Annotated in this window: 17 protein-coding genes and 1 tRNA gene; 10 read left to right on the top strand and 8 right to left on the bottom strand. The window is 55.0% G+C overall.

The features are described from left to right. Positions 1-27: 27 nt before the first annotated feature. On the bottom strand, positions 28-1,020 hold the full coding sequence (locus Q0X21_RS06730) for a malate dehydrogenase (RefSeq protein ID WP_297851081.1): 993 nt from the start codon (positions 1,018-1,020) through the stop codon (positions 28-30). A gap of 232 nt (positions 1,021-1,252) precedes the next feature. On the opposite strand from Q0X21_RS06730, the gene Q0X21_RS06725 reads away from it, so the two are divergent. Next, complete coding sequence (locus Q0X21_RS06725) at positions 1,253-2,080, top strand: TetR/AcrR family transcriptional regulator (RefSeq protein ID WP_297851080.1); 828 nt, start codon at positions 1,253-1,255, stop codon at positions 2,078-2,080. A gap of 15 nt (positions 2,081-2,095) precedes the next feature. On the opposite strand, the gene clpX is transcribed toward Q0X21_RS06725, so the two are convergent. Next, positions 2,096-3,367 carry an ATP-dependent Clp protease ATP-binding subunit ClpX gene (gene clpX, locus Q0X21_RS06720; protein WP_297851079.1) on the bottom strand — a complete coding sequence of 424 codons (1,272 nt, stop codon included), beginning with the start codon at positions 3,365-3,367 and terminating at the stop codon, positions 2,096-2,098. 144 nt (positions 3,368-3,511) lie between these two features. Between clpX and Q0X21_RS06715 the strand changes: the two genes are divergently transcribed. Further along, a complete protein-coding gene (locus Q0X21_RS06715; protein WP_297851078.1) occupies positions 3,512-4,285 on the top strand; it encodes an alpha/beta fold hydrolase in 774 nt (257 codons plus the stop codon). A gap of 19 nt (positions 4,286-4,304) precedes the next feature. Beyond that, positions 4,305-4,817 carry a hypothetical protein gene (locus Q0X21_RS06710; RefSeq protein ID WP_297851077.1) on the top strand — a complete coding sequence of 171 codons (513 nt, stop codon included), beginning with the start codon at positions 4,305-4,307 and terminating at the stop codon, positions 4,815-4,817. Positions 4,818-4,892: 75 nt separating this feature from the next. Here Q0X21_RS06710 and Q0X21_RS06705 read toward each other — a convergent pair whose 3' ends face one another. The 4 genes from Q0X21_RS06705 to Q0X21_RS06690 form a co-directional block, all read right to left on the bottom strand. Further along, a complete protein-coding gene (locus tag Q0X21_RS06705; protein ID WP_297851076.1) occupies positions 4,893-5,513 on the bottom strand; it encodes an ATP-dependent Clp protease proteolytic subunit in 621 nt (206 codons plus the stop codon). 31 nt (positions 5,514-5,544) lie between these two features. After that, positions 5,545-6,126, bottom strand: coding sequence for an ATP-dependent Clp protease proteolytic subunit (locus tag Q0X21_RS06700; protein WP_297851075.1), 582 nt, complete (start codon positions 6,124-6,126; stop codon positions 5,545-5,547). A 113-nt stretch (positions 6,127-6,239) separates the two neighbouring features. Then, positions 6,240-7,355: an MFS transporter gene (locus tag Q0X21_RS06695; RefSeq protein ID WP_297851074.1), complete on the bottom strand. Its 1,116-nt coding sequence runs from the start codon at positions 7,353-7,355 to the stop codon at positions 6,240-6,242. Positions 7,356-7,504: 149 nt separating this feature from the next. Further along, positions 7,505-8,419 carry a LysR substrate-binding domain-containing protein gene (locus Q0X21_RS06690; RefSeq protein ID WP_297851073.1) on the bottom strand — a complete coding sequence of 305 codons (915 nt, stop codon included), beginning with the start codon at positions 8,417-8,419 and terminating at the stop codon, positions 7,505-7,507. A 193-nt stretch (positions 8,420-8,612) separates the two neighbouring features. Between Q0X21_RS06690 and Q0X21_RS06685 the strand changes: the two genes are divergently transcribed. The 7 genes from Q0X21_RS06685 to Q0X21_RS06655 all read left to right on the top strand — a co-directional run bounded on the left by Q0X21_RS06685 (position 8,613) and on the right by Q0X21_RS06655 (position 17,214). Next, a complete protein-coding gene (locus Q0X21_RS06685; RefSeq protein ID WP_297851072.1) occupies positions 8,613-9,773 on the top strand; it encodes a TAXI family TRAP transporter solute-binding subunit in 1,161 nt (386 codons plus the stop codon). A gap of 134 nt (positions 9,774-9,907) precedes the next feature. Beyond that, on the top strand, positions 9,908-11,893 hold the full coding sequence (locus Q0X21_RS06680) for a TRAP transporter permease (protein WP_297851070.1): 1,986 nt from the start codon (positions 9,908-9,910) through the stop codon (positions 11,891-11,893). Between the two features lie 17 nt (positions 11,894-11,910). Beyond that, a complete protein-coding gene (locus Q0X21_RS06675) occupies positions 11,911-13,113 on the top strand; it encodes a thiolase family protein (RefSeq protein WP_297851068.1) in 1,203 nt (400 codons plus the stop codon). Positions 13,114-13,115: 2 nt separating this feature from the next. After that, the gene (locus Q0X21_RS06670; RefSeq protein WP_297851067.1) at positions 13,116-13,913 is read left to right on the top strand and encodes an enoyl-CoA hydratase/isomerase family protein; all 798 of its coding nucleotides are present in this window, start codon (positions 13,116-13,118) and stop codon (positions 13,911-13,913) included. A gap of 10 nt (positions 13,914-13,923) precedes the next feature. Next, entirely contained in the window at positions 13,924-14,784 is an 861-nt protein-coding gene (locus Q0X21_RS06665) for a 3-hydroxyacyl-CoA dehydrogenase family protein (protein WP_297851066.1), read from the top strand. Between the two features lie 62 nt (positions 14,785-14,846). Next, positions 14,847-15,998, top strand: a complete 1,152-nt coding sequence (locus tag Q0X21_RS06660; protein ID WP_297851065.1) for a CaiB/BaiF CoA-transferase family protein — start codon at positions 14,847-14,849, stop codon at positions 15,996-15,998. Positions 15,999-16,011: 13 nt separating this feature from the next. Beyond that, a complete protein-coding gene (locus Q0X21_RS06655; protein WP_297851064.1) occupies positions 16,012-17,214 on the top strand; it encodes an acyl-CoA dehydrogenase family protein in 1,203 nt (400 codons plus the stop codon). A 99-nt stretch (positions 17,215-17,313) separates the two neighbouring features. Here the strand turns inward: Q0X21_RS06655 and tig are convergent, their stop codons facing one another. Then, positions 17,314-18,714 (bottom strand): trigger factor, encoded by a 1,401-nt coding sequence (gene tig, locus Q0X21_RS06650; protein WP_297851063.1) that lies wholly within the window; start codon positions 18,712-18,714, stop codon positions 17,314-17,316. A 72-nt stretch (positions 18,715-18,786) separates the two neighbouring features. Continuing rightward, positions 18,787-18,860: transfer RNA gene (locus tag Q0X21_RS06645), tRNA-Pro, on the bottom strand. Positions 18,861-19,065: the final 205 nt, after the last annotated feature.

The following is a 19,065-nucleotide window of genomic DNA, read 5'->3' as shown; positions in this document are numbered from 1 at the left end:
GTCATACCTAGACGAACTTCGAGGGTGTTAGAAGAGTTTGTCAGCGATCTGCGCCTCAGAGCGCAACGCCTCGATATTGGCGTCGATGCGCGCCCGTTGTGCGTCGGAAAGATCAAGCCCCTCAACGGTGCCCCAACGGCCATTGATACCGATGACGGGGAAGCCAAACACGAGGCCCTCGTCGACGCCGTAGCTGCCCTGCGAGACAACCGCGGAAGTGACCCACTTGCCCTCGGTGCCATTGACCCAATCGCGCATGTGATCCACCGAAGCGGAAGCCGCAGACGCCGCAGAAGAACGACCGCGGACCTTGATGATCTCGCCGCCACGCTTCGCCACACGCGGAATGAACTCGTCTTCGTACCACTTCTGCTCCACGCGATCCGTCACCGGAGCACCACCAACCGTGGCATACGCGATGTCCGGGAACTGAGTATCGCTGTGGTTGCCCCACACCACGATGTTCTCGAACTGGCTCGAGTGCTCGCCGAGCTTCTCCGACAGCATGGAGATCGCACGGTTGTGGTCCAGGCGCATCAGGGCGTTGAAGTGCTCCGCCCCGACATCCGGAGCAGCCTTGTTCGCGATGTACGCATTCGTATTCGCCGGGTTACCCACGACCAGCACACGCACATCATCTGCTGCGTGGTCATTGATCGCACGGCCCTGCTCGACGAAGATCTTGCCGTTGGCTGCCAACATGTCTGCACGCGATTCGCCCTCACCACGCGGCTTCGCGCCAACGAGGAATGCCGCATTCGCGCCATCAAAAGCAGTGTTCGGTTTATCCGTCACCGTGATCGAGCGGATATTGCCCATTGCCGAGTCATTGAGCTCCATGGCCACACCATCGACCTTGCCCACAACATCCGGAATATCGAGCAGCGCCAGGTCAACCATCGTGTCCGCCCCGAATACCTCGCCGGAGCCGATCCGCCACAGCAGCGAATACGCGATATTGCCGGCAGCGCCGGTAACAGTGACCTTGACAGACTTGGTGGGTTCGAGCGGATTAGTCATTTCTTCTCCTTCGCTTTGAAGCCCTAACCGGTAGGGGTGGTACCCCCCGAATAGGCGTGCGGGGTCTGCAACACCACCCATGCTACCCCCGTTGCACTAGGCAATTTCCACACCAAGCGCCCACTTTCTTCAGTTAAGGCGACGCAAACCACCCCATTTGGGCACGATGAATAAGAGATGGCGTTGAACCAACCCCGCCATGAATACGCAAATACGTCCAGGAGGAAAAGCCGTGACTGAGTCCCCGCACCCCGGCAGCCAGCCAGGCGACGCGGCTGACAAGGCTGATAAGGCCGACAAAGCCACGCTAGATCGTGCCGTGGACATCGCGCTGACCCATTTCGCACGCCAGGGATACGCCGCCACCAAGCTCGACACCATCGCCCGTGAGGCCGGCATGTCCAAGCGCATGCTGCACTACCACTTCGGCGATAAGCGCGAGCTGTACCGGCAGGCACTCACCCGTGCGGCGTGGAGCTTCTCCCCACCGCAGGAATTCTTGGATCGCTCTTATGCCGTCCCAGTCGAGGGCATTCGACGTTTCGTGGACGTGCTCTACAACCGCATCACGCAGAACCCGGACTCCATCCGATTGTTCCTGCGAGAGAATTTGGATCCGGTGCTCAGCCCGGAGGAGATCACCACGACCTGGAATAATTCCGAGGTTCTGCTCCAGATCGAGCGCCTTTTGCTCATGGGCCAGGATGTCGGCGCTTTTCGTCCGGGAATTTCCGCAACGGACGTTGTCGCGCTCATCGCATCGCTGACATTCTTCCGGGTGGGCAGCGACACCACGCTGAAAGAATTCGGCTCGATCAACCTGCTCAGCCCCTCCAATACCGAGGGCATGCGGCGTCTCACCATTGATGCGGTGCTGACATTCCTCACGTCGAATATCCCGAGCTCCGGCTACGAGTCTTACCTGACGTACACCGCACCCGAAGTCACCGAACCTGCGAGCAAGGAGCCAGACGAGGTCGACTACATCGCCGAGACGCTTGTCGACGACATCTACGACGACTCCGACCCCAACTACACCGCCACCCCGTCCGGTGAATAGCCCAGAGGGGACCGCTTAAGCGGACTTCTTGTTATCCCGCAGGACGTACTCGGGTTCGCCCCTGCCATTGATCACATTGGCATCCACCACGACCTCTGCCACGTCTTCGCGGTCCGGCAGGTCGTACATGATGGGCACGAGTGTTTCTTCCATGATGGCGCGCAGACCACGAGCACCAGTACCGCGCTCGGCGGCCTTCTTCGCCACTGCATGCAGCGCCCCATCAGTAAAGCGCAGCTCCGCCCCGTCCATGGAGAACAGACGCTGGTACTGCTTCACCAATGAGTTCTTCGGCTCGGTGAGAACACGGACGAGCGATTTCTCATCCAGGTTCTCCACCGCCGCCACGATAGGAAGACGGCCAATGAACTCAGGGATCAGACCAAATTTGACCAGGTCTTCCGGCTGCACCTGGGCGAGCATATTCTGCTCTTCACGCTCGGCAGCGCTATCGATTTCCGCGCCGAAGCCGATCCCCTTCTTGCCCACGCGTTCCGCGACGACCTTGTCCAAGCCCGCGAAGGCGCCGGCGACAACGAACAGGATGTTGGTAGTGTCCACCTGGATGAATTCCTGGTTCGGGTGCTTACGGCCCCCCTGCGGCGGAACAGAAGCGACAGTGCCCTCCAGAATCTTCAGCAGTGCCTGCTGTACGCCCTCACCCGACACGTCACGGGTGATCGATGGGTTTTCCGACTTACGAGAGATCTTGTCCACCTCATCGACGTAGATAATGCCGTTTTGTGCACGATCCACATCGAAATCAGCTGCCTGCAGAAGCTTCAGCAGGATATTCTCCACGTCTTCGCCGACGTAGCCCGCCTCGGTCAGGCTGGTCGCATCAGCGATAGCGAACGGGACATTCAGCATCCGCGCCAAAGTCTGCGCAAGGTAGGTCTTGCCGGAGCCAGTCGGGCCGAGCAGAAGAATATTGGACTTGGCGATCTCAACGTCATCGTCCTTCTTCCGCAGCGAATCCCGCTCCGTACGAACACGCTTGTAGTGGTTGTACACCGCCACCGCCAGGGTGCGCTTGGCCTGGTCCTGACCGATCACATACTCATCCAAAAAGGCCGTGATCTCCGAAGGACGCGGCAGCTTGCTCTCCTCCCCATTGTCGTGGGATTGGGTGCCTGCCAGTTCTTCCTCGATGATCTCATTACACAGCTCGATGCATTCGTCGCAGATGTATACGCCGCCGCCAGCGATGAGCTTTCGCACTTGCTTCTGGCTCTTGCCACAGAAGGAGCACTTCAACAGGTCGGAACTGTCTTGAGTAACTGCCATGGGGTGTTCTACTTCTCGCTTTAACGTCTTCTTGCCGGTTCGGTTCGTGGATTAACCCTCCACGCTACCCGGTGGGGCGAACATTCAGAATCAGGCCACTCCCACCGCTCGAACACAGCGACATTTTCAGGGACAATGAGGGCTATGACCACACTGCACTCCATCGTATCTGGCAACGAGACCAGTGGGAAAACTGTTGTCCTGCTGCCGTCTATCGGCACGACTCACAAGGCGTGGAAGCACCAGCTTCCAGCCCTCGAAGAGAAATATCGCGTCGTGCGCATCGACCATCGCGGGCACGGCGACTCCCCAACGCCCGCAGTGGATTTGGGGATGACCAGCGTCGATGACCTGGCACAGGATGTGCTGGAGACGTTGACGTCGCTAGGAATTGAACGCTGCACCATCGTCGGCTTGTCCATGGGCGGTGCCGTCGCGCAATACCTGGCTGCGACTTCTGACCGAATTGAAAGCGCTGTCTTTGCCTCCACCGCAACGTTCTTGGGTGGTGCTGGCAAGTGGCAGGACCGTTCGAACACGGCACGTACTGAGGGCATGTCCCCCATCGTCGACCCCACTGTAGATAACTGGTTCACGGAAGGTTTCAAGCAAGCACAGCCGGATGTCGTCGCTGAGTTCAAGGCCATGGTTGGCTCCGTCGACCCTGAGGCCTACGCACAGTGTGGCGATGCTTTGGCGAAGTGGGGCTTCGACGAGCGTCTGCAGGAGATCACTGTGCCGGTGCTGACCATCGCTGGCTCGGAGGATCCATCGACCGGACCGAAGCAACTGCAGGAGATCGCTGCCGGCGTCACCGGTGGAGCACGCAGTATCGTTATCGACGACGCGTCCCACCAAGTTGCCACCGAACAACCGGAGAAGTTCAACGAAGCACTGCTGAACTTCCTCGCCGACTAACTCTCATAGAAAGGTCTCAATGTCTTCCCGCCGCCTCGCCAGCGCCCTGTGCGCACTGACTCTCCCCCTGGCTATGGTTGCCTGCTCTAGTTCTGACGACACCCTCGCAGAACCAGATCTGTCCGCAGCACCAACCTCCGCTTCTACTGAGGAGACCACCGAATCTGCAGAGTCTTTGAAGGAATCCAGCTCCCGGCCATCCACCACGATCTCCACGATCTACGAGACCGAATCAGACGGAGCAGAAGACACCCCTGCCAAGAAAGACTCCAACAAGGGACCGTGCGATTGGAAATCAGTTGAAGAAGGCGGGATCGGCGATACCGTCCAATCCTTCTGCGACGGTAAACTCGCCAAGGTTGGCACATACGCCACCGACCACACTGAATACCTCCAGTGGGACGGCAAAGAGTGGGTCCGTATCGAACCAGACGGCACCACGCTCACCGGCTTCAATTGCTACGACGAAGCCAAGATGGATGAGCTCGGTGCACCAGCTGAGCTCAAAGAGAACATGATTGTCTGCGACTAAAACGCGTACAACGAAACCCGCCGCTTCCGGAATGGAGGCGGCGGGTTTATTCGTCGATAAGCGAGGGCGCTCTTTTTAAGCGTTGAGCTTGCGGTAATCAAAGACCTGGTCGATGATGCCGTACTCAACAGCCTCAGCTGCCGTGAGAATCTTGTCGCGGTCAGTGTCAATGCGAACCTGCTCAGCGGTACGACCCGAGTGGTGCGCCAGCGTGTCCTCCATGAGGCGACGCATACGCTCGATCTCCTGCGCCTGGATCTCCAGATCCGACACCTGGCCCTGAGTACCCTGGGTTGCCGGCTGGTGGATCAGCACGCGCGAATTCGGCAATGCTGCACGCTTACCCGGCGCACCAGCGGCGAGAATGACCGCGGCTGCCGATGCCGCCTGGCCAAGACACACGGTCTGCACATCCGGGCGGACGTACTGCATCGTGTCATAAATGGCCATCAGCGAGGTGAAAGAACCACCCGGCGAGTTGATGTACATCGTGATGTCACGGTCCGGATCCTGCGACTCAAGCACGAGCAGCTGCGCCATGATGTCATTCGCCGACGTGTCATCTACCTGGGTGCCCAGGAAGATAATGCGCTCCTCGAACAGCTTCGAATACGGGTTAGTTTCCTTCGTGCCGAACGACGACTGCTCGATGAAGCTCGGCAGGACGTAACGGGAGTTGGGCATCTGGAAAGACATAGTTTTTATCTCCTCTTTGTTTCTCTGCCGGTTAGTTGCTGATCGTGCCCTGCGCGCTGCTGATCACGTGGTCGACGATGCCGTAATCCTTCGCCTCCTGGGCGGTGAACCAACGGTCACGGTCCGAATCCTTGGTGATCTGCTCAAACGACTGGCCAGTGTGCTCAGCGATCAGTTCAGCCATCTCACGCTTCGTCTGCGCGAATTGCTCAGCCTGGATCGCAATATCAGCGGCAGTACCGCCCACACCTGCCGACGGCTGGTGCATCATGATGCGCGCATGCGGCAAGGCGAAACGCTTGCCCTTCGTGCCGCCCGACAAAAGGAACTGCCCCATCGATGCAGCCAGACCCATGCCGTAGGTGGCAATATCGCACGGCGAGTACTTCATCGTGTCGTAAATAGCCATGCCCGCCGTCACGGAACCACCCGGGGAGTTGATGTACAGCGAGATATCACGGTGCGGATCCTCCGCAGACAACAGCAAGATCTGCGCGCACAGCTTATTCGCGATCTCATCGTCCACCTGCTGCCCCAGGAAGATAATGCGCTCACGCAGCAGACGCTCGTACACCGAGTCGCCCAGGTTCATTCCGGCTGCCGGAGAAGTCATCGATGTGCTCCTTTTAGTCATTTCAATCATCGTTTCTCGCCTACGATAACGCCCCACCCTAGCTTGGGATTCCACCTGTGGGGCCATGTTCGCTGACAGCGTAGCGGGAGTAACTAATAGGGTTGCACTTTCTTAGCCAAGACCTGAAGTGGGACCATTGCCAGAACCAACGTTGCCGGCACCGCAAAAGCAGCCCAGTAGTTCGAAAGATAAACACCGACAAAGATCATCGGCGACAATGCCACCCCGAACGTTCTCATAGCACTGGCAGTTGAGTTCAACACTGCCCCTCTTGGGCCACGCAACACGATATAGGAAACAAAAGTTTGCACTCCTTGCGAGGACACCACTACAACAGCCCAAGCCATAGCCAAGACAAAGAGTTTCGAAACAAACGGTATCGCAAGAAGACTCAACGCACAGAAACCAAGGCAAGTCACCAGCACTTTCAGAACTCCCAAACGATCCCCAGCTCTACCAATCTGTCGAGCCAGGAAAAACGATGCGAGTCCGCCCAGCATGACGACCGTTCCTCGGGAAGGTGGATCCAAATGGAAATGCTCAAAAAGATGCAGCGCGAAAACAACCGACAGTCCAGCGGAGCTCATACCCACCACCAGCAATGTGAGCATGTGCGTCGCCAACGGGAAAAGCTTGACTCGCTCCTGGGAAGATGAAGCACTATCTAAAGGCTCCACTTCAGGTAAACCAATGACAACGATGGCGACTGAAAAACCAATGCTGACTAAGAACAGCATTTGCCAGTTGAATACAGAAAATAGTCCTGCAGAAACCGGGGCGGAAAATGTACCGAGTGCTTGCATCGAAGTGTACGTTCCGAGCGCTGCCCCGAGATTTCGTGGAGAGTGAATCCTCTGGAGCATGACCTGCAGAACAGGCAGAGTGAAAGCGTTCGCGAGCCCCATCAACATGTAGAAAAACAGAAAAAGGTACCAGCTAGGCGCAAACATGCAGGCCAGTGCTGCCATAGCGGTCACTAAGAATGCTGTTGAAACGACCATCTTTGGCCGCAGTTTTCTCACCATTCGTGTCGAAAAAAGCATTAAACAGGCAAAGGGCAGTGCATAGACACTCAAAGCAATTGCCGCACTATCAATCGGGATAGCAAAAGTTTCCGCCATATCCGGAACGACCACGACCAAGCTTTGCGCTCCGTATGGGCCAACAAAACCACCCAGATAGATTGCTAGACGTTTCAGCCGGTCCATGACTTTTCCTCACAAGCACAACAAGAGTGGGGCACTCCGTGATTTGGCCCAAAATCTAAAATCTACGGTAAACAGCGCTTACGGGCCCCTTGTCCAATGTGACCATTAATTCCGGTTTTAGAAGCATCAATGCTTAAAGCTGGAACAATCTAGCCTTCATCCCCTGGCCACAAATAACGGGCAAGCTCAAGCACGGGCGCCAGCACAGGATCATCGTTGTCTTTTCTCCAGATCAGATGCACATCAATAAGCTCACGTGGCTCAAGAGCGATGAATGAGACATCTTCGGCCCGAAGGCTGTCGCGCACCGAGTCCAGCGTGAACGCGATGCCGACCCCTCCAGATATCAGCGCCATTTGCGTCCATGAGTCGGCGCTTTGTTGCACGATCTGGGGCTCAAAGCCTGCCGCCTTGGCCCTTCGAAGCAACCGTTGATTCAGAGTTGAGCTTCGGCCCCCTGGAAGCATGACCCAGGACTCTTGGCTCAATTCCTCCATCGTGACCATCGTTCTTTTCGCAAGGGAACTGCCAGCCGGAACCGCAATACAAATGCTTTCGGTACCGAGATGAAGAGACTCGACTTCACTGGGAAGGGAATCCCAACGGCCAATCGCCAGATCGAAATCGCCTTCCAGGACTCCCTCCAATCCCTGTGGAGAGAATTTCGATGGGAGCAACTGTAAATCCAGATTAGGAATCTTGGAACGGACCAAGCGAGATAGATCAGCAAGTCCCTTATAGAAGGAAGACCCAGTAAAAGCGAGTTTCACTTCACCGAGTCGCCCCTCACTAAGAGCTTGGGTCATCTTCTCCAGAGACTCTGCAGTTTCCACAAGGTCGCGCGCGGATGGCACAAGCGCAGAACCAGCAGCGGTCAATTCAACTTGACGTGTACTCCGCGAAAAAAGAAGAAGGCCTGTCTCATTTTCAATCTGACGAATGAGACGACTAAATGGCGGCTGAGTCATATGAAGTCTTTCTGCAGCCCTACCGAAATGCAGTTCCTCAGCAAGAACTAAGAACGCTCGCGCCTGACTAACTTCCATCTCAACTTCCGTTTCCATGAGTTCCTGCTAGCAAGAATGCCCGCTAACCAACTGGACGAAATGATAACGAATCCAGAAACAATCGTGTCCCAGAACGCATAATTACAAATTCGTGTTCCAGGCCACACACGACTGCCCTAAGCTTTCGCCCAAGCCGAAATTAAGTTTTGTAGCAAAACATATATCGGCACGTCAATCAGTTAGGAGCAGCATGAACTTCTCACGCAGAGCATTCCTCGCGGGAATGGGTTTAGTCGGCGTTTCAGCACTCGCCGGTTGCGGCAAGCCCGCCCCGTCCAGAGTCAGCGCCCTTCCTCATCAAATGGTTTGGACGACCTACAAAGCCGGAACAGGCACATATAACGACGTTGCTGCACTAGCAAATTTGATCACGACCGAAACCGGGGCCCGAGTTCGCCTCATGACCGGAGACTCGGGCATCGCCCGTATTGCTCCCCTTATGTCAGGCATCGCATCCTATGCGCGGACAGGTGATGAGTACTACTACGCCTTCGAAGGCAACGATGAATTCTGCTCCGAGCAATGGGGACCACAACCCATTCGAGCCATCTGGTCTCCACCTGGTGGCTATGGAGTACTTGCAAGGAAAGACTCCAACATCACAAAGCCCGCAGATCTGAAGGGCAAACGTTATCCACGACTGCTTGCTAGCACCTCAATGAATCGAAAGCTTGAGGCAATCCTCAACTTGGGCGGCTTGACCTGGGACGATGTCATCCCCGTCGAAACTACCTATTCGGCACAAGCTGAGGCTCTCGCATCAGGACATCTGGATGCGATGTACCAAAATATTCAAGGCTCAAATATCCAGGAGCTCAATGTCCGCCACCCCATTCAGTGGATCGATCTCAGCGGAAATCCCGAAGATTACGAGGGCTGGGACTACCTAGCACCAATGGTGCGTGTCAACGGACTCCCCAATGCAGTCGGCGCGCAGCCCAACGAACTCGTCAATGTGATGGAGTACTCGATCCCGCTAACAACGCTTGCGGAACAACCTGCTGGAGAAATCGAGTCCGTCCTCAACACGATCATCGATAATTTCGAAAATTATCGAGACGCTACCCCAGATATGAAGGCGTTTGCAGTCGATGAGATCCTCCTCGAACCAATGGTCGTTCCCTTCCATGAAGCTGCGGTAAAGGTCCTCCGCGAACGAGGCCGCTGGAAAGACGTCCACCAGCGTCAGCAAGATGCGCTGTTGGCGCGCGAATCAAAGATGCATGAAGCCTGGCCAACTTTCTGGCAAAAGCATGGTGCATATCGCCCTAAAGAAAGCGCAGCAATCACCAAAGACTGGGTCACTTGGAAAAAGGAAAACCTTCCCGAGCTGCCCGGATTTGATCACTAAAGGGAAAGAAGTGATTCGAAATGCTCACAAAAACTGCCGAACTTGAAACGCAAAGCGCAGATACTTCACCACCGACTGCAGCAACTTCCGACGAGACCAACTCCCGTCTTACAGCACCGTGGAAATTTGTGGTCGTGGTCCTCACCCTCGCCGGCGTGCTCTTATCCATTAATCACGTTTTCTTCCTGAATATTGGCGGGGTATCTCTACCTACGAATTCTTTCCTGTACCTGATCAGCGCATGCTTCCTACCGATCGTCTTCTTGACCATCCCGTTGAAAGGCACAAACCACGCCGATGCTGACGAGAATGAGCAAGGCGTTCCCTTTTATGACGTGCTGCTCGCAGTCATCCTCTGCGCTGTTTGTATTTGGTTCGCCTTCCGCGGCGAAGAAATAACTGAATACGGCTGGGCTTACATCGCCCCAATTACTGCGACTGTCATGAGCTTCATCTTCTGGGCTCTGATTATTGAGATTTTGCGCCGTTCCGCCGGCCCATTGGTTGCAGGATTAGCGCTCGTCGTCGCGCTCTACCCCCTCGTCGCATCCAAGATTCCGGTTCCCTTCCTCGAAGGTATCGAGTATGACATTAAGACTCTCGCCCAAATCCATGCAATGGGGACTGAGTCCATCCTTGGTCTTCCACTTGAAACAGCAGCGACAATCCTGATTGGTTTCATGGTTTTTGGCGTGGTGCTCCAGCACACCGGGGGAGCAACTTTTTTCAACGAGATTTCTATGGCGATTTTTGGCCGATTCAGGGGAGGCCCAGCAAAAGTCACCGTTGCATCTTCAGGCGCGATGGGAATGATCTCCGGCTCGGCAGTCTCCAATGTTCTGACAACCGGGCCAATGACGATCCCATCCATGATTCGAGCTGGTTTTTCTAAGAAGACAGCCGGAGCTATTGAGGCAACGGCCTCCTCTGCCGGCTCAATCACCCCTCCGATTATGGGAACAGCCGCCTTCCTGATGGTCTCCTTCGCTGGCGTCTCGTATACATCGATCCTCATCGCTGCAACGGTCCCGGCAGTTCTTTATTACCTCGGCATTTATCTACAAATTGACGGCTACGCCGCACAGCGCGGTTTCAAAGGGGAACAGCCTGAGAACCTGCCAAAGGCACGAACAACTCTGTTAAAAGGCTGGCCGTACCTGTGCGCCTTGGTTTTACTGACTGTTCTTCTCTTCATTGCGCCAACGGAGGCTCAGGTCCCTTATTGGGTGATTCTGGCTCTTCTTTTAATAGCGCTTCTCGTACCGCGAATCGAATTCACGTTGAAGGATTTACCATCTGTCGTCATTGATGCAGGTGTCTCGCTCGCCAAAATTCTTGGAATCATTGCTGGAGTCGGTTTGATTCTCGGAGGACTCAGCGCAACGGGTGTCGCACTTTCTCTTTCCCGCGATCTCATTGCTCTGGTTGGCGACAATGTTGTCCTGATTCTGATCGCCGGTGCACTCGCTTGTTTCGTGCTTGGAATGGGACTGACAATCTCTGCAGCGTACGTGTTCCTTGCAATCGTGATGGTCCCGGCGCTGACCGAGCTGGGTGTGAACGTAATTGCTGCCCATCTCTTCATCATCTACTGGGCTTCCGTCTCCTACATCACCCCGCCGGTTGGACTCGCAGCCTTCGCAGCCGCCGGCATTTCTAAGGCACCCCCGATGGCAACCGCATTCGAAGCAATGCGGTTGGGGACAGTGAAGTACGTGGTGCCGTTTGGGTTCGCTCTTAACCCAGCCATCATCCTTCAGGGAGATACCAACACCATTCTCTTTACTATCCCAGCTTCAATTGTTGCGGTTTTCGCGCTTGCCGCAGCATTCTCCGGCTGGCTCCAGTTCGTCGAGACGCGGGCAAACATCGTGTCTCGTTTCGTCCTCGCTGTCGCTGGCTTCACCATTTTCCTCCCGAACGTGACCTTGTCCGTCGTAGCCATCGCTGTAGTAGTCGCAGTCTGGATTTTCGAATTCGTGAAGAAGAAGGCCGGGCATGCTACCGCAGTTCAGCATCCCCACAACGAAAGAAAGGGGGCTTCACATAATGGCACTCCTCGCCAGACGGAGGAGATCAACTCAAACGGCGAAACTCATCGACCTGTCCCAATCAAGTAAAAGACTAAGGAGAAACAATGTCTGAAGCTTTCCTCGTCTCAGGAAAACGATCCCCTATCGGCAAATATGGCGGTGCACTTTCTAGCGTGCGCCCCGACGATCTAGCTGCGCTCGTGATTCGAAGTGTGATTGAAGATTCAGGGGTACCGCCGGAAGCCGTCGATGAAGTGATTCTCGGAAATGCTAATGGCGCGGGCGAAGAGAACCGCAATGTTGCAAGGATGGCTTGGTTACTGAACGGTTATCCCGACACTGTTCCTGGGGTTACTGTCAATCGTCTCTGTGCCTCAGGTCTCACCGCGATTCAATTCGCCACAGCAATGATTAAATCGGGTCAGGCAGACATCGTTGTTGCAGGCGGTGTCGAGTCAATGACACGAGCTCCTTGGGTCACAGAAAAACCTGCCAAAGCTTGGTCTCCACCGGGACGAACATTCAACACATCGATTGGAACCCGCTTCCCAAACCCACGTTTCGCTGAAATCCAACCAGGCGCAACTTGGCCCATGATTGAAACTGCCGAACATGTCGCGGCACTGAAAGGAATCTCAAGGGCAGAAGCCGATGAGTTCGGTGCACGGTCGCAACAACGAGCAGTAAAGGCCTGGCAGGACGGAAAGTTCGCTTCCGAAATTGTTCCAGTTGAGGTGCCTTCGCGTAAGGGCGAAACAGTAGTCGTATCCGAAGATGAAGGACCTCGTCCGGGGACCACTGCAGATTCCCTCGCGAAACTGAAGCCAGCAACTAAAGGTGACGGAGTTTGCACCGCCGGCAATAGTTCATCTCTGAATGATGGTGCGTCGGCAATCATCGTCGCTAGCGAGGCTGCGGTCGAAAAATACCAGCTCAAAGCACGCGCAAAAGTGATCTCATTTGGCACCTCCGGCCTGGCGCCAGAAGTCATGGGACTTGGCCCAGTGGAGGCCACGAAGAAAGCACTCGACCGAGCTGGTTGGTCACTCGGCCAGATCGATGCGATCGAGCTCAACGAAGCATTTGCTACTCAATCGATCGCCTGCATCCGCGAGCTTGGACTCGATGAGGAAAAGGTAAACGCATGGGGCGGTGCCATTGCTCTCGGCCATCCGCTCGGATCTTCTGGTGCACGGATCGTTGTCACTCTTCTCAACCGTCTTGAAACAGAAGAAGAAAAACACGGATTAGCCACCCTTTGCGTCGGAGTCGGCCAAGGTCAAGCAATCACAATCGAAAGGATTTAGTCATGAACGCAAGCCATCAAACCAACCTGGTTAACAGGGAGCATCGTGAAGGAATTGTTCTGCTGACGGTAAATCGTCCTGATGCAAAAAACGCGATCAACGCAGAAGTTAGGGCAGAACTTACTGCTCATCTCGACGAAATCGAAAGCCAAGAGTCCGTCGTGGCTGTGATCATCACGGGGGCTGGAGATGAGGCTTTCGTGGCTGGAGCCGACATTAAAGAATTGGCACAACGCAAGCCCAAAGATGGATTGACTGCTGACCTCCAGCGGCTTTACGACAGGATCGAGAATTTCAGGATCCCAACCATCGCTGCAGTCAACGGATATGCCTTCGGTGGCGGCTTTGAACTTGCTCTCGCCTGTGACATTCGCGTTGCAGGAAAGAATGCCCAATTTGCACTCCCCGAGACTGGCTTGGGCATCATTCCTGCCGCTGGTGGCACGCAAAGGTTGACGCGAATCGCGGGTCGCGGCCTCGCGTTAGACATCGTCCTGACGGGCCGCCGCGTCTTGGGAGAAGAAGCGATCAGCCTCGGAATCGCAACGTACTTCTCTGAGCAGCCTGTTGAAAAAGCTTGGGAGATCGCCAAGCGAATCTCTCGGAGGGCACCGTTCTCGAACGAGATTGCCAAGCAGGTCGTCAAACACGGTGAAGACATCAATCAAGCAACAGGAATGCTGCTTGAACGAATGGGGCAATCAATTATGTACGCCTCTCCTGAACGCGCTGAAGGCACAGGCGCATTCATCGAAAAGCGCCGTCCGGACTACACGGATTTGCGAAACCAGAATCTTTAAGGAGTTCTCCATGAATGTACGAAACATTGTGATTATCGGCTCCGGCACGATGGGATCCCAGATTGGGATGGTTGCAGCGTTAAACGGTTTCAACACAACCGTTGTGGACATCTCTGACGACCAGCTTTCCAAAGCCGAAGAAATGCTTCACGGTCGCATGGCTCGAGACGTGACTAAAGGCAAGAGACCACAAAATCAAGTAGATGATGCCTTTGGACGTCTGTCTTTCAGCACAGACCAGGCACGTGCCGTATCTGACGCAGACCTTGTCATCGAAGCTGCAACTGAAAATATTGCTGTGAAGAGAACAATCTTCGAAGAATTGAGCAAGCAAGCTCCAGAGCATGCAATCCTTGCGACAAATTCTTCAAACATCGTCTCTTCGCAGATCGCCGATAGCACCATTCGCCCTGAACGAGTATGCAATATGCACTTTTTCAACCCAGTGCTGATCATGGAATGTTGCGAAGTGCTTGGTCACGAAAACACCGCTCCCGAGGTACTCGATTCGGTTACAGAAGTCGCCGAAAAAATGGGCAAACAGGTCGTTCGCCTCAACAAGGAAATCCCTGGGTTTGTAGCAAACCGTATTCTCGCTGCCATCCGCGATGAAGGCCTCTCGCTTTATAAATCAGGCGTTGCAAGCTTCGAAGATATCGATAAGGCCTGCCGTACGGCTCTGCGTCATCCAATGGGCCCGTTCCAGCTCATGGACCTAACGGGAATCGACGTAGTTCACGCGATCGGTGAAGCACGCTACGAGCAGACCGGCGACGAAAGTGCACGTCCAGATGAAGAAATCACTCGTTTGCTTAACGAAGGAAAACTTGGCCGGAAAACGGGACAGGGCTGGTATACCTACGACTCTTAATTCAAGAGATCAGATTCTCCAGATGACACTCCTCCGAAGCAGAGCAAGAAAGGGTTTTCAAGATGGTTAAGAATGCTTCCTCAGCTCCCAACGCCGGCCCGTTAGCGGGACTGGTTGTTGCTGACTTCTCTAGAGTTCTCGCGGCACCTTACGCAACGATGATGCTTGCTGATATGGGAGCCACCGTCATCAAAGTAGAAGCTCCTACTGGTGACGAAGCTCGACAGTGGATGCCGCCAGAACGGGACGGCAAGAGCACCTATTTCATGTCAGTGAACCGAAACAAACAATCGATTGCCTTGGATCTCAACGATCCTGAAGATAGGGAGACTGCATACGCAATCATTGATCGTGCTGATGTCTTCGTTGAGAATTTTCGTATCGGTAGTTTGGACAAGTTTGGTCTTGGACCCGAAGATATTGAGAAACGCTGGCCTAATTTGGTGCATGCCAAGGTTACTGGTTTCGGCACCGGAGCCGGGGCGTCTCTGCCGGGGTATGACATGGTGGCGCAGGCAGCGAGTGGTTTCATGTCAATCACTGGCTCACCGCAGGGAGATCCTCAACGTGCCGGCTTTGCAATTTTTGATGTGTTTGCCGGTGTTCACCTCGCCATGGGAATCCTCGCGGCACTTCGAAATGGTGGCGGACGTGTCGAAACAAACTTGATGTCCACCGCTTTGTCATCGATGGTGAACGCCACTTCTGCAGCTGTAGCAGCAGAAGTAACTCCAATGCGTCAAGGCAACGATCATCCATCGCTATTCCCATATGGCCCGTTTCAAGCAGCGGATCGCCCACTGATCATCACGATCGGAAACAACCGTCAATTCGCATCCATGGTGGATGTGCTTGGCGCACCCGGGCTTGCTACTGACGAAAGGTTCGAATCGGTAAAGCAACGCAATCACAACCGAGAAGAATTGCGTGAAAATCTCGAAGACCTCCTAAGTGCAAAAACAGCCGAGGAGTGGATTCCACTACTCAGTGCGAAGAATGTGCCTTGTGGTCTGATTCGCACCATTCCCGAAGGTGTCGATTATGCAGAGAGACTCGGACTTGAACCCGTTGTGAATATCAACGGGGAGCCCTACACCGCTAATCCGCTCTCATTCTCCTCCGGCTCTATTCAATACAACTCCCCTGCCCCCGAGCTCGACGGCGATCGTTCGAACATCCTCGATTGGATTCAAACGGTTCCCCCGAAGAAATAGGAAAGGAAGAAAAATGTCAATTACCCCACATGCAGACTATTTTGATCTCGACGGTGAACTCGATCCAGAGATCATCGAAATGCGAGACCGCGTTCGCGCCTTCGGTGAAGAACATGTCCTGCCGGTAATCAACGAATACTGGGAGCGGGCAGAATTCCCATACGAAGTTCTGGAGCCACTCCGTGATCTCAACGTGATTGGCTCCTTCATCAAAGGATATGACTGTCCTGGAATGTCACGACTCCAGGCTGGCATCCTTGCGCGAGAGATGGGGCGAATCGATGGATCTCTCAACACATTCATTGGCGTGCATGCCAATCTCGGGATGGGCTCTATTTACATGCTCGGCAACGAGGACCAACGCGAACGCTGGTTGCCAGCAATGGCAAATCTCGAAAAAACAGGAGCTTTTGCATTAACAGAACCAAAACATGGATCTGATTCCGTCTCATTGGAAACCTCTGCTCGCCGCGAAGGAGATACTTGGATCCTCAACGGTCATAAACGATGGATCGGAAACGGTCATGCCGCAGATGTCACAGTCCTGTATGCCCGGGATGAGGCGGATGGCCAAGTGAAGGCCTTCGTAATCGAAAAAGAAGGAGATGAATTTCCGCAAGGCTACGATCCGACCCCGATTGAAGGAAAAATTGGTAAGCGTTCAATCATCCAGGCTGACATTGTGATCAACAACGTAAAAGTCGGCGAAGAGAACCGCCTTGAAAATTGCGAGTCTTTCGCTGGTGTCAATCGAGTGCTCGCGGCTACCCGCGGTGGAGCCGCATGGGAATCTGTGGGCCACTGCATGGCCGGATTCGAACTAGCTGCAGCTTATGCGAGTGAACGCGAACAGTTTGGAGCCCCGATTGCTTCTTATCAGCTCATCCAAGAAAAGCTGGCGGGAATGCTCTCTCAGGTAACACAAATGCAGTTGCTGACACACCGCATGGCAGAACTGCAGCAACGAGATGAATTTACTGGGGCGCAAGCAAGCATGGTGAAAATGGCTACTGCAAGAGCAGGACTATCCATTTGCCGCGAGGCACGCGACATGATGGGTGGCAATGGTCTGTTGCTCGAAAACCACGTCAGTCGTCATTTGACGGATATGGAGGTTGTCTCCACGTACGAAGGAACAGACTCCATTCAGGCGCTTCTTGTTGGCCGCGATATCACTGGCATCTCTGCTTTTACCCGTAGCAGTAGAAAAAAGTAGGACGACTTCGCCAATCGTCCCCCTCCTAATAACGTAAAAAGTTCCTAGTACTTACGCCTCTTCAGCGCGAGTACTAGGAACTTTTAACGTTCGGGGGACTTACTTGTCCTCGGCCTTTTCCTCAGCCTTCTCTGCTGCTGCCTTGTCGGCGGCCTCAGCCTCAGCGATCTCATCCTCGTCGATCTCACCGAAGTAGTCGTTCGGGTCGATCTTGTTGCCCTCGTCGTCCTTGACTGAGGTGCGGGAGATTGCAGCGGCGAGAGCCTTGCCACGGCGCACGTCAGCGAACAGGTTGGCGATCTGGCCGGACTGCTGCAGCTGCATGATGAACTGGTTCGGGTCCATGCCGTAGGACTGTGCGGTGAACAGGATGTGGTCGGTCAGCTCCTGCTGGGAGACTTCCGGCTCCTCCTGGTCAGCGACAGCGTCGAGGAACAGCTGGGTGCGCACGGACTCTTCAGCCTGCTCGCGGGATTCCTTATCGAATTCCTCGCGGGTCGTGCCCTGTGCTTCAAGCATCTGGGCGAGTGCGTTCTCGTCGTGAGCCATCTGGCCGAGCAGCTGGTGGAGCTGGTTGTGAACCTGCTCTTCAACGACTGCGTTCGGAAGTTCGAACTTGGTCTTGTCCAGGGCAGCCTTGAGTACCTCGTCACGGATGTCGGCTGCCTGCTGAGCCTTCTTGGACTCCTCAAGCTGGGACTTGGTGGACTCGCGCAGCTCTTCGACGGTGTCGAACTCGGAAGCCATCTGGACGAATTCCTCGTCGAGCTCCGGCAGCTTGCGCTCCTTGGTCTGCTGGACGAAGACCTTAATGGTGGCCTCTTCGCCCTTGTGCTCACCGAATTTGATCTCGGAGGTGAACTCGGTTTCCTCGCCGGTCTTCAGGCCCTTGATGGCCTTGTCCAGCCCCTCGATGAGGTCGTCGCGGCCGATCTCGTAGGAGATGCCCTCGGTGGAAGCTTCCTCGACTTTCTTGCCGTCGACGGTGGCCTCGATGTCGATAACAGCGAAGTCGCCCTTCTTCATCTTGCGACGGGTGTTCTTCAGCTCACCGAAGCGTGCACGGAGGTTGTCCAACTCCTCGTCGACTGCTTCGTCGTCGATCTTCAGTGCCGGGACCTCAACGGAGATCTTAGAGAAGTCCGGGACCTCGATCTCCGGACGGATGTCCACCTCAGCAGTGAATTCGACAACGTCATTGTCCTCGATCTTGCTGATGTCGATGTCCGGCTGACCGATGACCTTCAGGTCATTCTCGGTGACGGCTGCCTCGTAACGGGTCGGCAGCATGTCGTTGACAACCTGCTCCAGGATGGGGCCGCGGCCAATGCGGGCGTCGATAAGCTGGCGCGGTGCCTTGCCGCGACGGAAACCCGGAATGTTGACCTGCTGTGCAATGGCCTTGTACGCCTGGTCGATTTCCGGGCCGAGCTCGTCGAACGGAACGGTCACGGTCAGCTTCACGCGAGTATCGCTGAGCTTGTCCACGGAAGTCTTCACAGAAATTCTCTCCTGGCTAGATTGCGTAATCGTTCAAAGTATTTTTTAGGAACGCCCCTAAGCGTCCCTTTGTCGGGGCGACAGGATTTGAACCTGCGACCCCCTGCTCCCAAAGCAGGTGCGCTACCAAACTGCGCCACGCCCCGTAAGGTGACCGAAAGCCTACCGATCATGCACCGGCTGGCTCACGGGAGACGATTCTAGCGTGCCGATAAAAATGACCGAATCATTGGGGGTCATACAAGCCCCCCGCAAAGCAAAAAGCCGGCCCCACGATAGCGTGTGAGCTGGCCTTATTGGAGGGAATGACGGGAATCGAACCCGCGTCTTCAGCTTGGAAGGCTGAGGTAT

The sequence above is a fragment of the uncultured Corynebacterium sp. genome, assembly GCF_947253065.1.
Classification (GTDB): domain Bacteria; phylum Actinomycetota; class Actinomycetes; order Mycobacteriales; family Mycobacteriaceae; genus Corynebacterium.
Note: the sequence above shows the minus strand (reverse complement) of the source record. Positions and strands in the feature narration are given on the sequence as shown.

Coding starts and splice junctions, on each gene's coding strand:
- Q0X21_RS06655 (WP_297851064.1), top strand. CDS start 16,012: ATGTCAATTACCCCACATGCAGACTATTTTGATCTCGACGGTGAACTC.
- clpX (WP_297851079.1), bottom strand. CDS start 3,367: ATGGCAGTTACTCAAGACAGTTCCGACCTGTTGAAGTGCTCCTTCTGT.
- Q0X21_RS06670 (WP_297851067.1), top strand. CDS start 13,116: ATGAACGCAAGCCATCAAACCAACCTGGTTAACAGGGAGCATCGTGAA.
- Q0X21_RS06730 (WP_297851081.1), bottom strand. CDS start 1,020: ATGACTAATCCGCTCGAACCCACCAAGTCTGTCAAGGTCACTGTTACC.
- Q0X21_RS06665 (WP_297851066.1), top strand. CDS start 13,924: ATGAATGTACGAAACATTGTGATTATCGGCTCCGGCACGATGGGATCC.
- Q0X21_RS06685 (WP_297851072.1), top strand. CDS start 8,613: ATGAACTTCTCACGCAGAGCATTCCTCGCGGGAATGGGTTTAGTCGGC.
- Q0X21_RS06690 (WP_297851073.1), bottom strand. CDS start 8,419: ATGGAAACGGAAGTTGAGATGGAAGTTAGTCAGGCGCGAGCGTTCTTA.
- Q0X21_RS06710 (WP_297851077.1), top strand. CDS start 4,305: ATGTCTTCCCGCCGCCTCGCCAGCGCCCTGTGCGCACTGACTCTCCCC.
- Q0X21_RS06715 (WP_297851078.1), top strand. CDS start 3,512: ATGACCACACTGCACTCCATCGTATCTGGCAACGAGACCAGTGGGAAA.
- Q0X21_RS06695 (WP_297851074.1), bottom strand. CDS start 7,355: ATGGACCGGCTGAAACGTCTAGCAATCTATCTGGGTGGTTTTGTTGGC.
- Q0X21_RS06700 (WP_297851075.1), bottom strand. CDS start 6,126: ATGACTTCTCCGGCAGCCGGAATGAACCTGGGCGACTCGGTGTACGAG.
- Q0X21_RS06675 (WP_297851068.1), top strand. CDS start 11,911: ATGTCTGAAGCTTTCCTCGTCTCAGGAAAACGATCCCCTATCGGCAAA.
- Q0X21_RS06705 (WP_297851076.1), bottom strand. CDS start 5,513: ATGTCTTTCCAGATGCCCAACTCCCGTTACGTCCTGCCGAGCTTCATC.
- Q0X21_RS06660 (WP_297851065.1), top strand. CDS start 14,847: ATGGTTAAGAATGCTTCCTCAGCTCCCAACGCCGGCCCGTTAGCGGGA.